Source organism: Streptomyces sp. 2P-4 (assembly GCF_030167965.1).
Classification (GTDB): domain Bacteria; phylum Actinomycetota; class Actinomycetes; order Streptomycetales; family Streptomycetaceae; genus Streptomyces; species Streptomyces globosus_A.
In genome coordinates, this window is the sequence record NZ_CP095011.1 from 1,587,681 (window position 1) to 1,603,950 (window position 16,270).

Genomic DNA, 16,270 nt, shown 5'->3' on the forward strand with positions numbered 1-16,270 from the left:
TGAACTTCCGGTGCGGGGTCTCCGGCTGCGTCGTTTCGGGGGCAGGGCCTCCCCCGCTGCCGGAGGAGGTCATTCCTCCGGCTGTTTCCCCCCGGGGGAGGTATCAGGCGAGCCCGGCGACCAGGTCGGCGACGGACTTGCGGCGCCCGGTGAAGAAGGGGACCTCTTCCCGGACGTGCATACGGGCCTCGGAGGCGCGCAGGTGGCGCATCAGGTCGACGATGCGGTGCAGCTCGTCGGCCTCGAAGGCCAGCAGCCACTCGTAGTCGCCGAGCGAGAAGGAGGCGACGGTGTTGGCGCGGACGTCCGGGTAGCCGCGGGCCATCTTGCCGTGGTCGGCGAGCATCCGGCGGCGGTCCTCGTCGGGCAGCAGGTACCAGTCGTAGCTGCGCACGAAGGGGTAGACGCTGACGTAGTCGCGGGCGACCTCGTCGGCGAGGAACGCCGGGATGTGCGACTTGTTGAACTCGGCCGGGCGGTGCAGGGCCATGTTCGACCACACCGGCTCCAGGGCGCGGCCCAGCCTGGTGCGCCGGAAGAGGTTGTACGCGGTCTGCAGCTCGTCGGCCGTCTCCGCGTGCCACCAGATCATGATGTCGGCGTCGGCGCGCAGGCCGGAGAGGTCGTAGGTGCCGCGGACGGTGATGTCCTTCGCGGCCAGCTGGTCGAAGAGCTCCTGGACCTCGTCCGCGTAGCCCGTCCGGTCTTCCGGGAGCACGTCCTTCAGCTTGAAGACGGACCACAGGGTGTAGCGGATGACCTCGTTGAGGTCCTTCGCCTTCTTCCCCGCGTTGGGGATCTTCTCTGGTGCAGTCATGCGTCCATTGTCCCGTGTGCCGATCAGTGCTCGGAGCCAGGGGTGGCCAATGCGGCGGCGACCGCGTCGGCGGCCTTCCCGGCACTGGCGATGCAGGCGGGGATGCCGACGCCGTCGTAGAGGGCGCCGCACACGGCGAGGCCGGGCAGTGCGCCGACCGCGGCCCGGATCCGGGCGACCCGGTCGAGGTGGCCGACCGGGTACTGCGGCAGTCCGCCGCCCCAGCGGGTGACGGTGGAGGCGACGGGCCTGGCGGTGAGGCCGACGGCCTCGCCGAGGTCGCGCAGCGAGACGCCGACGAGTTCGGAGTCCTCGCGGGCCAGGTCGGCCTCGTCGCCGTGGCGGCCGACGGAGGTGCGCAGCAGGAAGAGGTCGGGGTCGGTGCCGGCCCAGGCCCACTTGCTGCTGGAGAAGGTGGACGCCTTGACCGTCTTTCCGTCGACGGGCGGTACGAGGAACCCGCTGGCCGTTCCGGCGGTGATCGCGGCGGGCAGCTCCGAGCGCCGGAACGCCATCGTGACGAGGGCCATCGAGGCGTACTCCACCGCGCGCAGCTCGGCCGCGGCGGCCGGGGCGGCGTCCTGGAGCAGCCGGGCGGCGGGGCCGGCCGGCACGGCGAGGACGACGGCGTCGGCGTCGACGGCGCCGGCGGCGGTGACGGCCCGCCAGCCGGCTGCGGTGCGCCGGAGTTCGCGGACCTCGGCGCCGGTGCTGATCTCGGCGCCGGCGGCCCGGCAGGCGTCGGCGACGGCGGCGGGGAGGCGGCCGATGCCGCCCTCGATGCCGGAGAAGACGGGGCCCTGCGCCGGCTGGGCCGCGGCCCGGCGCTGGAGGTCGCGTACGGCGTCGCCGAGCGAGCCGTGCCTGCGGGCGGCCTCGTACAGCTGCGGGACGGCGGCGCGCAGGGAGATGCGGTAGGCGTCGCCGGCGTAGACGCCGCCGAGGAGGGGTTCGACGAGCCGGTCGACGACCTCGCGGCCGAGGCGGGCGGCGACGTACTCGCCGACGGCGGCGTCCTCGCCGATGTCGGCGGGCGGCAGGTCGGCTTCGGCGGCGATCCGGGCGAGGCCCTCGGCGGAGAGGACGCCGGAGGCGGCCAGCGGTGCCGTGTCGCCGGGGACGCCCATGACGTGCCCTGTCGGCATCGGGCGGAGCGCGCCGCGGGTCCACAGGTGGGCGGTGGTGGTGGCGGGCGGCTGGAGCGCCGGGCCGAGGCCGACGGCGCGGGCGAGGTCGAGGGCTTCCGGGCGGCGGGCCAGCACGGACTCGGCGCCGAGGTCGACGGGGAGGCCGGCGAGTTCGCCGGCGTGCAGCTTGCCGCCGAGGCGCTGCCCGGCCTCCAGCAGGGTGACGCGGAGTCCTGCGGCGAGGAGCCGGTGGGCCGCGGCGAGGCCGGCGATGCCGCCGCCGATGACGAGGACCCGGCGGCGGGGGTCCGTGCCGGGGGCGCCGGGCGCGCCGTCGCCGTGGGTGCCGTCGTGCGTACGCGTGTCCGCTTCGTGCATGGACACATGCTCTCAGACCGGGTTCCGGGGCTGTGCCGAGGCCGGACCGTGACCGCATCGGGACCGTCCCGGGACCGGCGGGGCGAAACCCGCGGGGCGGGCGTGCGCGTCGAAACGGCACGACGGCATCCGACCCCCGGGGGGACCGCAGTGCGAGCACGCTCCAGTTGGACCACGACGACCACGCGCACGACACGGACGGGGCGGCGCGGTGCGGCCGCGCTGGCCGGGCTGGCCCTGGCGGGCTCGCTGGCGCTCGCCGGCTGCGGCGCCGACGGCGGGTCGGCCGGCTCCGCGGCCGCCGACAAGGCCGCGGTGGCGCCGGCCGCCCCCCAGGGGGAAGCCCGTACGGGCGCCGGGGCGGCCGGCCCGGCGGCGGAGGGCGCGGCGAAGGCGCCGGGCGCGCCGGCGCCGGGCGGGCAGGCCCCGGCCGCGGTCCGGCCGCACGTGGTCAGGACGGCCTCGCTGGCGATCGAGGCGGACGACGCGGGGAAGGTGCTGGCGTCGGCCCGGACGGCCGCGGAGGGCGCCGGCGGGTTCGTCGGCAACGAGTCGACGCGGCGCGGCAAGGACGGGCGGATGGCGTCGGCGATGACCCTGCGGGTGCCCTCCGAGCGGTTCGACGCCGTGCTCGGCGCCCTGGAGGGCAGCGGGAAGCTCCTCAGCCGGAAGGTGGAGGCGCAGGACGTGACGGAGAAGGTCGCGGACGTCGACAGCCGGGTCCGCTCGCAGCAGGCGAGCGTCGCCCGGGTGCGGGAGATGATGGAGCGGGCCACGGCCCTCGGCGACGTGGTGATGCTGGAAGGCGAGCTGAGCAGGCGCCAGTCGGACCTGGAGTCGCTGCTGGCGCAGCAGACCGCGCTGAAGGACCGGACCTCGCTCGGCACGGTCACCGTGGAGGTCTCGGAGCCGGAGGCCGCGGCCGGGCCGTCGGAGGACGACGGCCGGCCGTCGGTCGGGGGTGCGCTGCGGACCGGCTGGGAGGCGTTCACGGACGTCGTGGCGTATGCCGTCGTCGCGGTGGCGCTGGTGCTGCCGTTCGCGGCGGCCGCCGCGGTCGGCGTGCTCGGCTTCCGGTTCCTGCGCCGCCGACGGCGGGGCGGCGGCGCGGCCGCCGCGGCGGCCCCGGCGGGCGTGGAGGCCCCGGCGGGCGTGGAGGCTCCCGCGGCCTCCGCCGCCCCGGCCGTTCCGCCGGCGCGGGACGGGGGCGACCCGGCGGAGACGCCCCGGGTCTCGGACTGAACAACCGCTCCCCCGTAGCGTGTTCTCCACGTGGCCACAGTGGAGGACGGTGCGGACGATGGCAGTGGAACGGCTGGTGGTGGTCGGCGGCGACGCGGCGGGGATGTCCGCCGCGTCGCAGGCCCGGCGGCTGAAGGGCCCTGCGGAGCTGGAGATCACGGCCTTCGAGCGGGGCCGCTTCACCTCGTACTCGGCGTGCGGGATCCCGTACTGGATCGGCGGCGGCGTCACCGACCGGGACGACCTGATCGCCCGCACCCCCGAGGAGCACCGCGCCCGCGGCATCGACCTGCGCACCCGTACGGAGGTGCTGGAGCTGGACCTGGCCGGGAACCGCGTCCGCGCCCGCGACCTCGACTCCGGCGCCGAGTCGTGGACCGGCTTCGACAAGCTCGTCCTGGCGACGGGCGCCCGCCCGGTCCGGCCGCGCATGCCCGGCATCGGCGCGCACGGCGTCCACGGGGTGCAGACCCTCGACGACGGGCAGCGCCTGATGGACACCCTGGAGCGGGCCGGCGGCCGCCGGGCCGTCGTCGTCGGCGCCGGATACATCGGCGTGGAGATGGCGGAGGCCCTGCTGCACCGGGGCTTCGAGGTCACCGTCCTGCACCGCGACGAGCAGCCGATGTCCACCCTCGACCCGGACATGGGCGGCCTGGTGAACACGGCGATGAACCGGATGGGCATCAGGACGGTCGCCGGCGCCGAGGTGGCGGAGGTCCTCGACGACGGGGCCGGGCGGGCCCGCGCGGTGCGCACCGCGTCGGGGGACGAGTATGCGGCGGACGTGGTGGTCCTCGGCATCGGCGTGGAGCCGCGGACCGGCCTGGCCCGCGCGGCGGGGCTGCCGCTGGGCACGTCGGGCGGGCTGCTGACGGACCTGTCGATGCGGGTCCGCGGGTACGGCCACATCTGGGCGGGCGGCGACTGCGTGGAGGTGCTGGACCTGGTCGCGGGGCGCCACCGGCACGTCCCGCTCGGCACGCACGCGAACAAGCACGGGCAGGTGATCGGCTCGGGCGTCGGCGGCGGCTACGCCACCTTCCCGGGCGTGGTGGGCACGGCGGTCAGCAAGGTCTGCGACCTGGAGATCGCGCGGACGGGGCTGCGGGAGGCGGACGCCCGGGAGGCGGGGCTCCAGTTCGTGACGGCGACCGTCGCCTCCACGACGGCGGCCGGCTACTACCCGGGGGCCGCGCGGATGACGGTGAAGATGCTCGCGGAGCGGCGGACGGGGCGGCTGCTCGGGGTGCAGATCGTCGGCGGGGCCGGGTCCGCGAAGCGGGTGGACGTCGCGGCGGTCGCGCTGACGGCGGGCATGACGGTGGAGCAGGTCGTCGCCCTGGACCTGGGGTACGCGCCGCCGTTCTCCCCGGTGTGGGACCCGGTCCTGGTCGCGGCCCGCAAGGCGGTCGCCGCGGTCCGCTCGGCCGGCGTGTGACCGCCGCGGGCCCCGGGGGCGCCGCCGCGGCGGCGCCCCCGGGGCCCGGCGGGTCAGCGCGCCGTGCGGGTGTGGACGTGGTCCACGAGGCGGGTCAGGGCGTCCGGGTCGGTCGTCGGCAGGACGCCGTGGCCGAGGTTGAAGACGTGGCCCTCCAGCCCGGCGGCGGCCGCGAGGACCTCGTCCGTCTTGGCCCGGACGGCCTCGGGGGTGGAGAAGAGCACGGCAGGGTCGAGGTTGCCCTGGAGCGCCTTGCCGGGGCCGACGCGCCGCGCCGCCTCGTCCAGCGGGATGCGCCAGTCGACGCCGACGACGTCGGCTCCGGCCTCGCCCATCAGGCCGAGCAGCTCGCCGGTGCCCACGCCGAAGTGGATGCGCGGGACGCCGTAGGAGGCGACGGAGTCGAAGACCTTCGCCGAGGCCGGCATGACCGAGCGCCGGTAGTCCGCCGGGGCGAGCGCGCCGACCCAGGAGTCGAAGAGCTGGACGGCGGAGGCGCCCGCCTCGATCTGGACCTTCAGGAAGGCCGAGGTGATCTCCGCGAGGCGGTCCAGCAGGTCGGCCCACAGCTGCGGGTCGCCGTACATGAGCGCCTTGGTGTGCTCGTGGTTGCGGGAGGGGCCGCCCTCGACGAGGTAGCTCGCGAGGGTGAAAGGAGCACCCGCGAAGCCGATCAGCGGGGTGGCGCCGAGTTCACCCGTCAGCATGCCGATCGCCTCGGTGACGTACTGCACGTCCTCCGGGGTGAGGTCGCGCAGCTGTGCGAGGTCCTCGCGGCGGCGGATCGGCTGGGCGACGACCGGCCCGATGCCGGGCTTGATGTCGAGGTCGACGCCGATCGCCTTGAGCGGGACCACGATGTCGGAGAAGAAGATCGCGGCGTCCACCTTGTGGCGGCGCACCGGCTGCAGCGTGATCTCGGTGACCAGGTCGGGCCGCATGCAGGACTCCAGCATGGCGGTGCCCTCGCGGACCTTGCGGTACTCGGGGAGGGAGCGCCCGGCCTGCCGCATGAACCACACCGGGGTGTGCGGCACCGGCTCGCGGCGGCACGCCTTCAGGAAGGCGGAATCGTACGTCTGGCTCGGCTGGCCCGTGGGGCGGTCGTTGGCGCTCACGCCGCAAATCTTCGCACGTGTGCAGAAGTGGCCGTCATGGCGCGGGTGTCCCTGCGGCGTACGGGCCCTCGTTCCGCCTAGTCTTCCGGGCATGGCTGCGGCTCAGGGACGATTTTCGGATGGCGCCGACGGTATGGACAGCGGGAAGGAGAGCTCCGTCCCGCTCCCGTTCCGGCGGGCGGTCGAGGGATTGAAGAAGGCGCGCCTGCGGCCGGGGATCGAGATCGACCCGGTGAAACCGCCGCAGCGGCTGGCGCCGTACGCGTACGCGCTGGAGGCGGCGGCCGTCGAGGGCGAGGAGGACCTCGCCGACGGGCGGCTCATCCTGCTGCACGACCCGGCCGGGCACGAGGCCTGGCGGGGCACGTTCCGGCTGGTCACGCTGGTGCGGGCGGAGCTGGAGCCGGAGATGGCGGCCGACCCGCTGCTGCCGGAGGTGTGCTGGTCCTGGCTGACCGGCGCGCTGGAGGCGCGCGGGCTGTCGTACGCGGAGGCGAGCGGCACCGTGACGATGGCGGGCTCGCACTACTTCGGCGGGCTCGCCGAGCGGCGGCCGGCGACGCAGATCGAGATCCGGGCCTCCTGGACGCCGCGCGAGGGGGTGGGCGGGGTGCCGGACACCCCGGGCCACCTGGCGGCGTGGTGCGAGCTGCTGTGCCAGATCGCGGGAATGCCGCCGCTGGGGCCCGGCGAGGCCGGGCCGGGCGTGGTCTCCCTGCCACAGAGGCGCGGTCCGCACCACCCGTAGCGGTGGCTCCGTACGGCGGCACGCGCCACCCGCCCGGCAGGGGCGGCCGGGGGCGGCCGGGGGGCGCCTCCGCGGGAACGGCTGATCGAAAGGCCGCGGCATCCGTGCGGGAACACGGCGCGGTGTGCGGGCTTCTGATCACCCGATGATCGATCGTGCGTCCGAATTGCCCGAATTGTTACTCACTAAATCGTGATCATTCCCTAAAGCCGGGCGGGTGACGTGCCGAAGGAACCAGTGACCATCCGCACGGTTCGCACCGGCTTCCTTCCCCGAGCCGGCCCGTCCCGCCACTCCCCCAGGAGGCCTAGGTGTCCGTTCTTCTCGAGCAGCCCGCAAGCCTGGTCGCCTACCGCCCGAACAAGCCGACGGCCATGGTCGTCGTGGCCGACCCGCGCGTCCGTTCCACCGTGACCCGCCATCTGTGGGCCCTCGGAGTTCGCGATGTGATCGAGGCGTCGTCCATCGCGGAGGCCCGCCCCCGCGTCGGCAGCCCGCGCGACATCTGCGTGGCCGACGTACACCTGCCGGACGGTTCCGGTCTGACCCTGCTCTCCGAGACCCGCGCCGCGGGCTGGCCGAACGGCCTGGCCCTCTCCGCGGCCGACGACATCGGCGCCGTCCGCAACGCCCTCGCGGGCGGGGTCAAGGGGTACGTCGTCACCGGCACGCGCACCAACATCGGGCTCCCCACCCGCCCGGGCGCCGCCCCCATCGGCGCCGCCGCCGCCCGCATGCACCGCCGCCCCCCGGGTGCCCCGAGCCACCCGGGCGGCTACCGCGAGCTCTCCGGCCGCGAGGTGGAGGTCCTCCGCCTGGTCGCCGAGGGCCAGTCGAACAAGGCCATCGGCGTCTCGATGGGCCTGTCCGCCCTGACCGTGAAGTCCCACCTGGCCCGTATCGCCCGCAAGCTGGGCACCGGCGACCGCGCCGGAATGGTCGCCGTCGCCCTGCGGACCGGGATCATCCACTGACCCCGGCCCGGCGCCCCCCGGCGGCCCCGGCCCGGGGGCGGCGCCGGGAGGACCGCGGGGAACCACAGGGGAACAGCGGGCCCGGGCCCGCGGGCCCCCACCGCGCCCGTCGCCGGAACGTTCCGGCGACGGGCGCGCCGTATCCGCGGATACCCTTGAGCGGTGACCGACGCCCAAGAGACCGCAGCAGACCTGCGCACCACCACCGGGGGCGGCCCCCCGGACGACGTCGACAAGGCGCCGATTCCGTTGCTCGAACCCCGTGAGGGGATCCCTCCGGTGGTCGCCGACGAAGACGCCCTCGCCCGGGTCGTCGCGGCCTTCGCCGCGGGCACCGGCCCCGTCGCCGTCGACGCCGAACGCGCCTCCGGATACCGCTACGGCCAGCGCGCCTACCTCGTGCAGCTGCGCCGCGAAGGCGCGGGATCCGCGCTCGTCGACCCGGTCGGCTGCCCCGACCTGTCCGCGCTCGGCGGAGCCCTGGACGGCGCGGAGTGGATCCTCCACGCGGCGACCCAGGACCTGCCGTGCCTGCGCGACATAGGCATGGTGCCCACCTCGCTGTTCGACACCGAGCTGGCCGGCCGGCTCGCGGGCTTCCCCCGAGTCGGGCTGGGCGCGATGGTGGAGAGCGTGCTCGGCTACGCGCTGGAGAAGGGCCACTCCGCCGTCGACTGGTCCACCCGCCCGCTCCCCGATCCGTGGCTGCGCTACGCCGCGCTCGACGTCGAGCTGCTGGTGGACCTGCGGGACGCGCTGGAGGCGGAGCTGGACCGGCAGGGCAAACTGGAATGGGCCCGCCAGGAGTTCGACGCCATCGCCTCCGCGCCGCCCGCCCCTCCTCGCAAGGACCCCTGGCGCCGCACCTCCGGCATGCACAAGGTGCGCCGGCGCCGCCAGATGGCGGTCGTGCGGGAGCTGTGGGAGTCGCGCGACCGGATCGCCCAGCGGCGCGACGTCTCGCCCGGCAAGGTGCTGAGCGACGCCGCGATCGTCGAGGCCGCACTCGCCCTGCCGTCCCACGTACACGCGCTGTCCGCGCTTCCCGGCTTCGGGCAGCGGATGGGCCGGCGCCAGCTGGAGCAGTGGATGGCCGCCGTGGACCGGGCCAGGGCCCTGCCCGAGGCCGAGCTGCCGCAGCCCGGGGCCGCCTCGGCCGGCCCTCCGCCGCCGCGGTCCTGGGCCGACAAGGACCCGGCCGCCGCGGCCCGGCTGTCCGCGGCCCGCGCCGCGGTGTCGGCGCTCGCCGAGCGGCTGAACCTGCCCCAGGAGAACCTGATCACCCCGGACACGGTGCGCCGGCTGTGCTGGGAGCCGCCCAAGCGGCTCGGCGCCGACACGGTGGCCGAGGCCCTCGCGGGCCACGGCGCCCGCCCGTGGCAGATCGAGCAGGTGACCCCGGTGCTGGTCACGGCCCTGGCCGCGACCGCCTGAGGCGCCGCACCCCCCTTCGAAGGAGCCCCCGTCCGACCGGCCGGGGGCTCCTTCGCGTCCGCCGGCGGCGGGCGGGCCGCGGCGGGGCCCCGGCGTTCCCGAGCCGGCCGGGAGGCCCGTCGCGGTGTGTGACGTTCGCCGCTCCTCGGCGCGGGGGTGTCCACACCGGTTACCCGCAAGTAGCATGGCGGGTGAGCGGGCGCTCAGCCGTTGGCAGGGCCGCCCGCGCGCAGCAGTGCCATCCCGCACCTGGAGGAGAGCCAACGTGCCTCGTACCGTCAGGGACGTCGTCTTCGTCGACGGCGTCCGCACCCCGTTCGGCAAGGCGGGCCCGAAGGGCATCTACCACGAGACCCGCGCCGACGACCTCGTCGTGAAGGCGATCCGGGAGCTGCTGCGCCGCAACCCGGACCTGGACGCGAAGAAGATCGACGAGGTGGCGATCGCCGCCACCACCCAGATCGGCGACCAGGGCCTGACGATCGGCCGCACGGCCGGCATCCTCGCGGGCCTGCCGCAGTCCGTCCCGGGCTACTCCATCGACCGCATGTGCGCCGGCGCGCTGACCGCCGTGACCGCCGTCGCGGGCGGTGTGGCCTTCGGTGCGTACGACGTCGCCATCGCCGGCGGTGTCGAGCACATGGGCCGCCACCCGATGGGCGAGGGCGTCGACCCGAACCCGCGGTTCGTCTCCGAGAAGCTGGTCGACGAGTCCGCCCTGTTCATGGGCATGACCGCCGAGAACCTGCACGACCGGTACCCGACGATCACCAAGCTCCGCGCCGACCAGTACGCGGTGCGCTCGCAGGAGAAGGCCGCCAAGGCGTACGCCGACGGCAAGATCCAGCAGGACCTGGTCCCGATCTCGGTGCGCAACACCAACCCCGAGGTCGGCGAGACCGGCTGGGGCCTCGTCACGTCCGACGAGCCGATGCGCCCGGGCACCACGCTGGAGAACCTGGCGAACCTGAAGACCCCGTTCCGTACGCACGGCCGGGTCACCGCGGGCAACGCCGCCGGCCTCAACGACGGCGCCACCGCCGCGGTCATCGCGTCCGAGGACTTCGCCCGCGAGAACAACCTCCCGGTCAAGATGCGCCTCGTGTCGTACGCCTTCGCCGGCGTCGAGCCGGAGGTCATGGGCTACGGCCCGATCCCGGCCACCGAGAAGGCGCTGGCGCAGGCCGGCCTGTCCATCGAGGACATCGGCCTGTTCGAGATCAACGAGGCCTTCGCCGTCCAGGTCCTCGCGTTCCTGGAGCACTACGGCATCGCCGACGACGACGCCCGCGTGAACCAGTACGGCGGCGCCATCGCGTTCGGCCACCCGCTGGCCTCCTCCGGCGTCCGCCTGATGACGCAGCTGGCCCGCCAGTTCGAGGAGCAGCCGCACGTCCGCTACGGCCTGACCACCATGTGCGTGGGCTTCGGCATGGGCGCGACGGTCATCTGGGAGAACCCGCACTTCGCCGAGGGAGAGTCCAAGTGAGCACCACCGCTGAGCTCCTGAAGGGCGCGGCCGAGCTGTTCCCGGACGAGGTCGTCACGTCGGCGCACGTCCGCCACCTGGAACTGCCGTTCGGCGCGGGGCGCTTCGCGCTCATCACGCTGGACAACGGCTTCGACCACACCAAGCCGACGACGTTCGGCCCGCAGTCGCTGGCCAACCTGAACGCGGCGATCGACCAGGTCGAGCAGGAGGCCCTGGCCGGCTCCATCGTCGGCGCGGGCATCACCGGCAAGCCGTTCATCTTCGCGGTCGGCGCCGACCTCAAGGGCGTCGAGCTGCTGAAGCAGCACGACGAGGCGCTGGCCATCGGCAAGGGCGGGCACGACGTCTTCAAGCGGCTCGCCGCGCTGGCCGTCCCCACCTTCGCCTACTACAACGGCGCGGCGATGGGCGGCGGCGTCGAGGTCGGCCTGCACTGCACCTACCGCACGGTGTCGAAGGCCATCCCGGCGTTCTCCCTGCCCGAGGTCTTCCTCGGCCTGGTCCCCGGCTGGGGCGGCTGCACCATCCTGCCGAACCTGATCGGCGCCGAGCGGGCCGTCTCGATGATCATCGAGAACTCGCTGAACCAGAACCGCCAGCTGAAGGGCAGGCAGGTCTTCGAGCTCGGCATCGCCGACGCGCTCTTCGACGGTGCGGACTTCCTGGAGCAGTCCCTGCTGTGGACGGCCCGCGTACTGAAGGGCGAGACCGAGGTCGCGCGCCCCGAGGTCGACCGCGGCGAGGCCTGGGACGCGGCCGTGGCCAAGGGCCGCGCGTTCGCGGACTCCAAGGTGCACGGCGCCGCCCCGGCCGCCTACCGCGCGCTCGACATCATCGCGGAGGCCAAGGACGGCGACCTGCAGAAGGGCTTCGACGCCGAGGACACGGCGCTGGCCGACCTCATCATGGGCGGCGAGCTCCGCTCGGGCATCTACGCCTTCAACCTGGTCCAGAAGCGCGGCAAGCGCCCGGCCGGCGCCCCGGACAAGAGCCTGGCGCGCCCGGTGTCCAAGGTCGGCGTCGTCGGTGCGGGCCTGATGGCCTCGCAGCTGGCGCTGCTGTTCCTGCGCCGCCTGGAGGTGCCGGTCGTCCTGACGGACATCGACCAGGAGCGCGTCGACAGGGGTGTGGGCTACGTCCACGCCGAGATCGAGAAGCTGCTGGGCAAGGGCCGCATCAACCAGGACAAGGCCAACCGCCTCAAGGCGCTGGTGAGCGGCGTCCTGGACAAGGCCGAGGGCTTCGCGGACGCGGACTTCGTCATCGAGGCCGTCTTCGAGGAGATGTCGGTCAAGCAGAAGGTGTTCGCGGAGGTCGAGGCGGTCGCCCCGGCGCACGCGATCCTCGCCACCAACACCTCCTCGCTGTCGGTCAGCGAGATGGCCTCGAAGCTGAAGCACCCCGAGCGCGTGGTCGGCTTCCACTTCTTCAACCCGGTCGCCGTCCTGCCGCTGCTGGAGATCGTCCGCGGCGAGCAGACGGACGACGCCTCGCTCGCCACGGCGTTCGCCGTCGCCAAGAAGCTGAAGAAGACGGCGGTGCTCACCAAGGACGCCCCGGCGTTCGTCGTGAACCGCATCCTGACCCGCTTCATGGGCGAGATCCAGAACGTCATCGACGAGGGCACCCCGGTCGAGACGGCGGAGAAGGCCATCGAGCCGCTCGGCCTGCCGATGTCGCCGCTGGTGCTGCTGGAGCTCGTCGGCCCGGCGATCGGCCTGCACGTGTCGGAGACGCTGAACCGGTCCTTCCCGGAGCGCTTCACGGTCTCCCCCAACCTGAAGGCGGTCGTCGAGGCCGGCAAGCGGGGCTTCTACGTGTACGACTCCGGCAAGCCGGAGCTGGACCCGGAGGTCGCCGCCCTCCTGGTGCAGGGCGAGTCGGTGCTGACCGAGGAGCAGGTGCGCGACCGGGTCCTGGACGCGGTGGCGCAGGAGATCGGCCTGATGCTGGAGGAGGGTGTCGTGGCCGAGGCCCAGGACATCGACCTCTGCCTCATCACGGGCGCCGGCTGGCCCTTCCACCTGGGCGGCATCACGCCGTACCTGGACCGCGAGGGCGTCTCGGAGCGCGTGAACGGCAAGCGGTTCCTGGCTCCGGGCGTCGCGAGCGTGCCGGCCTGAACCGCCGCGCGGCGGCCTGACGCCGCGTGAGCACCGCGGACGCCCGTCCCCCCGTCCGGGGGCGGGCGTCCGCCGCGTTCGGCCGGGGGTTTCGGCGGGGCGCGCCGCAGGGGCTGGCAGAATACGGCCCGTGGCGGACGACAAGAGGATTTTCAGCCGCCGGAGCGTGCTCTTCGGGGGCGGCGCGACGGCCGCCGCGGTGACCGCGGGCGGTGCGGCGTGGGCGCTGCGCCCCGGGCAGGAGTCGGGGTCCGCGTTCGGGTTCGGCTTCGGGTCGGGCTGGCGGGGCGCCTCGCAGCCGGTGGTGGGCGCCTTCGACATGCGCACGGGCGCGGAGGTCCTGGCGCCGTCCGCGCTGTTCAACTCGACGGGGCCGCAGTCGTTCGCGTTCGACGACACCAACGGGCAGGTGTTCACGCTCCAGACCGTGCAGGGCGGCCTCCTCCTCGGCGGGGAGGCGGGGCCGGTCGCGTACGGGGACCGCAAGTCCGCCGGCGATATGTGCCTGACCAGGATGACCGGTTCGGGGATTACGCTCGGGCACATGTATCTCCGGGGCTTCGGCCACGGAATTTCCTTCGGTGTGGAGCCGACGGGGCCGCGCACGTACATATGGCTGGAAGGCCGGGCCGATCCGAAGAGCGGCTATGGCCGTACGGTGGTGCGGGTGCCGTTCAGGGACGGAGCGGTGCTGAACAGTTCCGATGAATCGGTTCGGCATTTCGACCCGGTGCCCGGGGCGGCGGACGTCTGCCCCGCCCTCGACCTGGCGGGCGGGCGCGTCCTGGTCAGCCATCAGCAGGGCGGGCTGCACCGGTTCTCCGTGTACGGCATGGAGGACTTCCTCGCGGGGCGGTTCACCCCCGCCCAGACGATCAAGGCGGGCGTGCAGGTCAAGGAAGAGGAATGGTTCCAGGGCTGTGCACTGCACGGGGACTACGTGTACGTACTGACCGGCAAGCCGTACACCGGGAAAAACGGAAGCAACCCGAGGAAGTCGGGCGGCAACACGTACGTGTCCGCGATCGACGTGCGCACGGGCCGGCCGCAGGGGCGCCACCACGTGACCGTGGCTCCGGACCTGCCCTACCGGGAGCCCGAGGGGCTGGCCGTCCGCCAGGCGGCTTCGCAGCCCGCTTTGTGCCTGGGATTTTCCGTGAAGGCGCACGACCGGCGCGAGCTGACGGTGTACGGCTTCACCGTGTGAGCGGGGCGGCGGCGGATGTGCCGCGGCATATTCCCGGGCTGCGCCGGTAAACATTGGCCCGCGGTTCACGGCGTGTTCAGGGGCCCTCCATGAGGCTGCTTATACTACTGCGACACTTCACGCGATTCTTATACCTCCATGGGGGAGGCTCCGCATCCATGGGCTCCAAGCGGCTGCGCGCCGTACTCGGCGTTCTGATCACCACTGGGCTCATCCTCAGCTTCCTGGGCATGCTGGTCGCGGTCGCGTTCGTCTCCCTCCCGCTCTTCGCCGGCTGCGCCGCGCTGAGCTACGTCGCCGACCTGATGCTCCACAACACCGAGTCGACGACGCTCGAACGACTGCGCGACTCCCGCTTCGGCCTCACCATGCGCTTCCTGATCCGGCAGTTCCTGCTGCTGGGCCTGTGCGGCGCGGTCGCCGACATCGAGTCGTTCGTGGCGCAGATGACCACCATCGGCCTGCTCCTGCTGTTCATCCTCCAGCTCGCCTACGGCGCCCTGCTCAAGCACGTCCGCAAGATGCGCAACGAGCTGCCGTTCACCACCCGCGGGCTGGACCTGGAGGCGCTCGGCATCCGCCGCATGCCCCACCCGTTCCTGGTGAACAAGCACGTCCGCAAGACCCTCCACCTGGACATCCCGCTGGTCGCCGGCTCGCTCGCCACGATCGGGACGGACGACTGGCGCTGGGTCACGTACGGCATGATCACCACGGTCTTCCTCGCCTACTTCTCCCTGCTGGTGCTCGTGCCCGACGCGCGCAACGCGCTGAAGCTCCCGACCGCCGACGAGGCCATCGACGAGCTCAACCACCAGTTGGCCGAATACCGCCCCCAGGTCGCGCTGTACTTCACCTTCGCCGCCATCTCCAAAGACTTCATGTACCAGGTGAACATGTGGCTGGAGTCGCTGGAGGCCCTGGACCTGCGCCCCATCATCGTGCTGCGCGAGCGGGCCACCCTGCGGTACCTGGACGCGACGCCGGTGCCGGTCATCTGCATCCCCAAGGCCGACAACCTCGCGCGCATCGAGATGCCCGAGCTGCGCGTCGCCCTGTACCCCGGCAATGCGGGCAAGAACGTCCACATGCTCCAGCGCGCCGAGGTCAAGCACGTCTTCATCGGCCACGGCGACAGCGACAAGCTCGCCAGCAGCAACCGCGTCAGCAAGGTCTTCGACGAGATCTGGGTGGCCGGCCGGGCCGGCCGCGACCGCTACGAGCGCATCAAGCACGCCGTCTCCCCGAACCAGATCGTCGAGGTCGGCCGCCCCCAGCTGATGCCCCTGCACCGCTGGACCGGCCGCGTCGCCGGCCCCGTGCCCACCGTCATCTACGCCCCCACCTGGGAGGGCTGGACCGACGACGCCTGCTACACCTCCGTCATCCCGGCCGGCGAGAAGCTGATCAAGGCGCTGCTCGCGTACGACCGCGAGATCCGCATCATCTACAAGCCGCACCCGCTCACCGGCTCGCGCTCCGCCGAGGCCGCCGCCGCGCACCGCCGCGTCATCGCCCTCCTGGAGGAGGACAACGCCCGGCGCTTCGGCCGCAACATGACCGACTCCAAGGCCGCCGCGAAGAAGCTCGCCCGGATCGACAAGCGCATCGCCGAGCTGTCCGAGCGCGGCGTCCGATCCAAGTACCCCGACCTCACCGAGGAGGAGCGGACCGCCCGCATCCGGCGCAGCCGCAACCAGGCCGGCGCCCTGTACTGGAGCGCCGTCCCGGACGCCGCGCACCACGTGGTGACCGAGCGGATCCCCGCCCTCTACGACTGCTTCAACCACTCGGACCTGCTCATCGGCGACATGTCGAGCGTCGTCTCCGACTTCGTGGCCACGCTCAAGCCGTACGCGATCTTCAACCTGGAGGGCCTGCCCGACCAGGACTTCCGCAACGAGCAGCGCACCGCGTACGCCTCGTACCTGCTGGACGCCGACTGCAACGGGCTGACCGAGGCCATCGAGGCGACGCTCAACCCGGAGCAGGACCGGATGGCCCCCTACCGCGAGCAGCTCAAGGAGTACCTGCTGGGCGGCGAGTACCCGCCGTCCATCGTCCGCTTCAACGCGGCCGCCAACGACCTCTACCGGCGGGGGCTGAGCGACTTCCCCGTCGAGTACCCCGACGAGGCGGCGTCCACCGTGTAGCCGGCCCGCGCCCCGC

12 protein-coding genes are annotated in these 16,270 nt (G+C 73.5%); 9 read left to right on the forward strand and 3 right to left on the reverse strand.

The window, feature by feature from the left end:
* Positions 1 to 103: 103 nt before the first annotated feature.
* The gene (gene hemQ, locus MUK52_RS06540; protein WP_114054760.1) at positions 104 to 817 is read right to left on the reverse strand and encodes a hydrogen peroxide-dependent heme synthase; all 714 of its coding nucleotides are present in this window, start codon (positions 815 to 817) and stop codon (positions 104 to 106) included.
* 23 nt (positions 818 to 840) lie between these two features.
* Positions 841 to 2,322: a protoporphyrinogen oxidase gene (gene hemG, locus MUK52_RS06545; protein WP_114058540.1), complete on the reverse strand. Its 1,482-nt coding sequence runs from the start codon at positions 2,320 to 2,322 to the stop codon at positions 841 to 843.
* A gap of 150 nt (positions 2,323 to 2,472) precedes the next feature.
* On the opposite strand from hemG, the gene MUK52_RS06550 reads away from it, so the two are divergent.
* The gene (locus tag MUK52_RS06550) at positions 2,473 to 3,564 is read left to right on the forward strand and encodes a DUF4349 domain-containing protein (RefSeq protein ID WP_162793147.1); all 1,092 of its coding nucleotides are present in this window, start codon (positions 2,473 to 2,475) and stop codon (positions 3,562 to 3,564) included.
* A 58-nt stretch (positions 3,565 to 3,622) separates the two neighbouring features.
* Positions 3,623 to 5,005: an FAD-dependent oxidoreductase gene (locus MUK52_RS06555; RefSeq protein WP_284575016.1), complete on the forward strand. Its 1,383-nt coding sequence runs from the start codon at positions 3,623 to 3,625 to the stop codon at positions 5,003 to 5,005.
* Between the two features lie 53 nt (positions 5,006 to 5,058).
* Here the strand turns inward: MUK52_RS06555 and hemE are convergent, their stop codons facing one another.
* Positions 5,059 to 6,123, reverse strand: coding sequence for a uroporphyrinogen decarboxylase (hemE, locus tag MUK52_RS06560; protein ID WP_114054757.1), 1,065 nt, complete (start codon positions 6,121 to 6,123; stop codon positions 5,059 to 5,061).
* Between the two features lie 91 nt (positions 6,124 to 6,214).
* Between hemE and MUK52_RS06565 the strand changes: the two genes are divergently transcribed.
* From MUK52_RS06565 to MUK52_RS06595, 7 genes are all read left to right on the forward strand, one after another.
* Positions 6,215 to 6,871 (forward strand): DUF3000 domain-containing protein, encoded by a 657-nt coding sequence (locus tag MUK52_RS06565; RefSeq protein WP_114054756.1) that lies wholly within the window; start codon positions 6,215 to 6,217, stop codon positions 6,869 to 6,871.
* A gap of 311 nt (positions 6,872 to 7,182) precedes the next feature.
* Positions 7,183 to 7,845: a helix-turn-helix transcriptional regulator gene (locus MUK52_RS06570; RefSeq protein WP_007267191.1), complete on the forward strand. Its 663-nt coding sequence runs from the start codon at positions 7,183 to 7,185 to the stop codon at positions 7,843 to 7,845.
* 162 nt (positions 7,846 to 8,007) lie between these two features.
* Complete coding sequence (locus tag MUK52_RS06575; protein WP_114054755.1) at positions 8,008 to 9,279, forward strand: ribonuclease D; 1,272 nt, start codon at positions 8,008 to 8,010, stop codon at positions 9,277 to 9,279.
* A 265-nt stretch (positions 9,280 to 9,544) separates the two neighbouring features.
* Entirely contained in the window at positions 9,545 to 10,768 is a 1,224-nt protein-coding gene (locus MUK52_RS06580; RefSeq protein ID WP_114054754.1) for a thiolase family protein, read from the forward strand.
* Positions 10,765 to 12,894, forward strand: a complete 2,130-nt coding sequence (locus MUK52_RS06585; protein WP_284575027.1) for a 3-hydroxyacyl-CoA dehydrogenase NAD-binding domain-containing protein — start codon at positions 10,765 to 10,767, stop codon at positions 12,892 to 12,894. Before MUK52_RS06580 ends, MUK52_RS06585 begins: the two co-directional genes overlap by 4 nt.
* 130 nt (positions 12,895 to 13,024) lie before the next feature.
* The gene (locus MUK52_RS06590) at positions 13,025 to 14,101 is read left to right on the forward strand and encodes a phage baseplate protein (protein WP_284575029.1); all 1,077 of its coding nucleotides are present in this window, start codon (positions 13,025 to 13,027) and stop codon (positions 14,099 to 14,101) included.
* 158 nt (positions 14,102 to 14,259) lie between these two features.
* Positions 14,260 to 16,254, forward strand: a complete 1,995-nt coding sequence (locus tag MUK52_RS06595) for a hypothetical protein (protein ID WP_114054751.1) — start codon at positions 14,260 to 14,262, stop codon at positions 16,252 to 16,254.
* Positions 16,255 to 16,270: the final 16 nt, after the last annotated feature.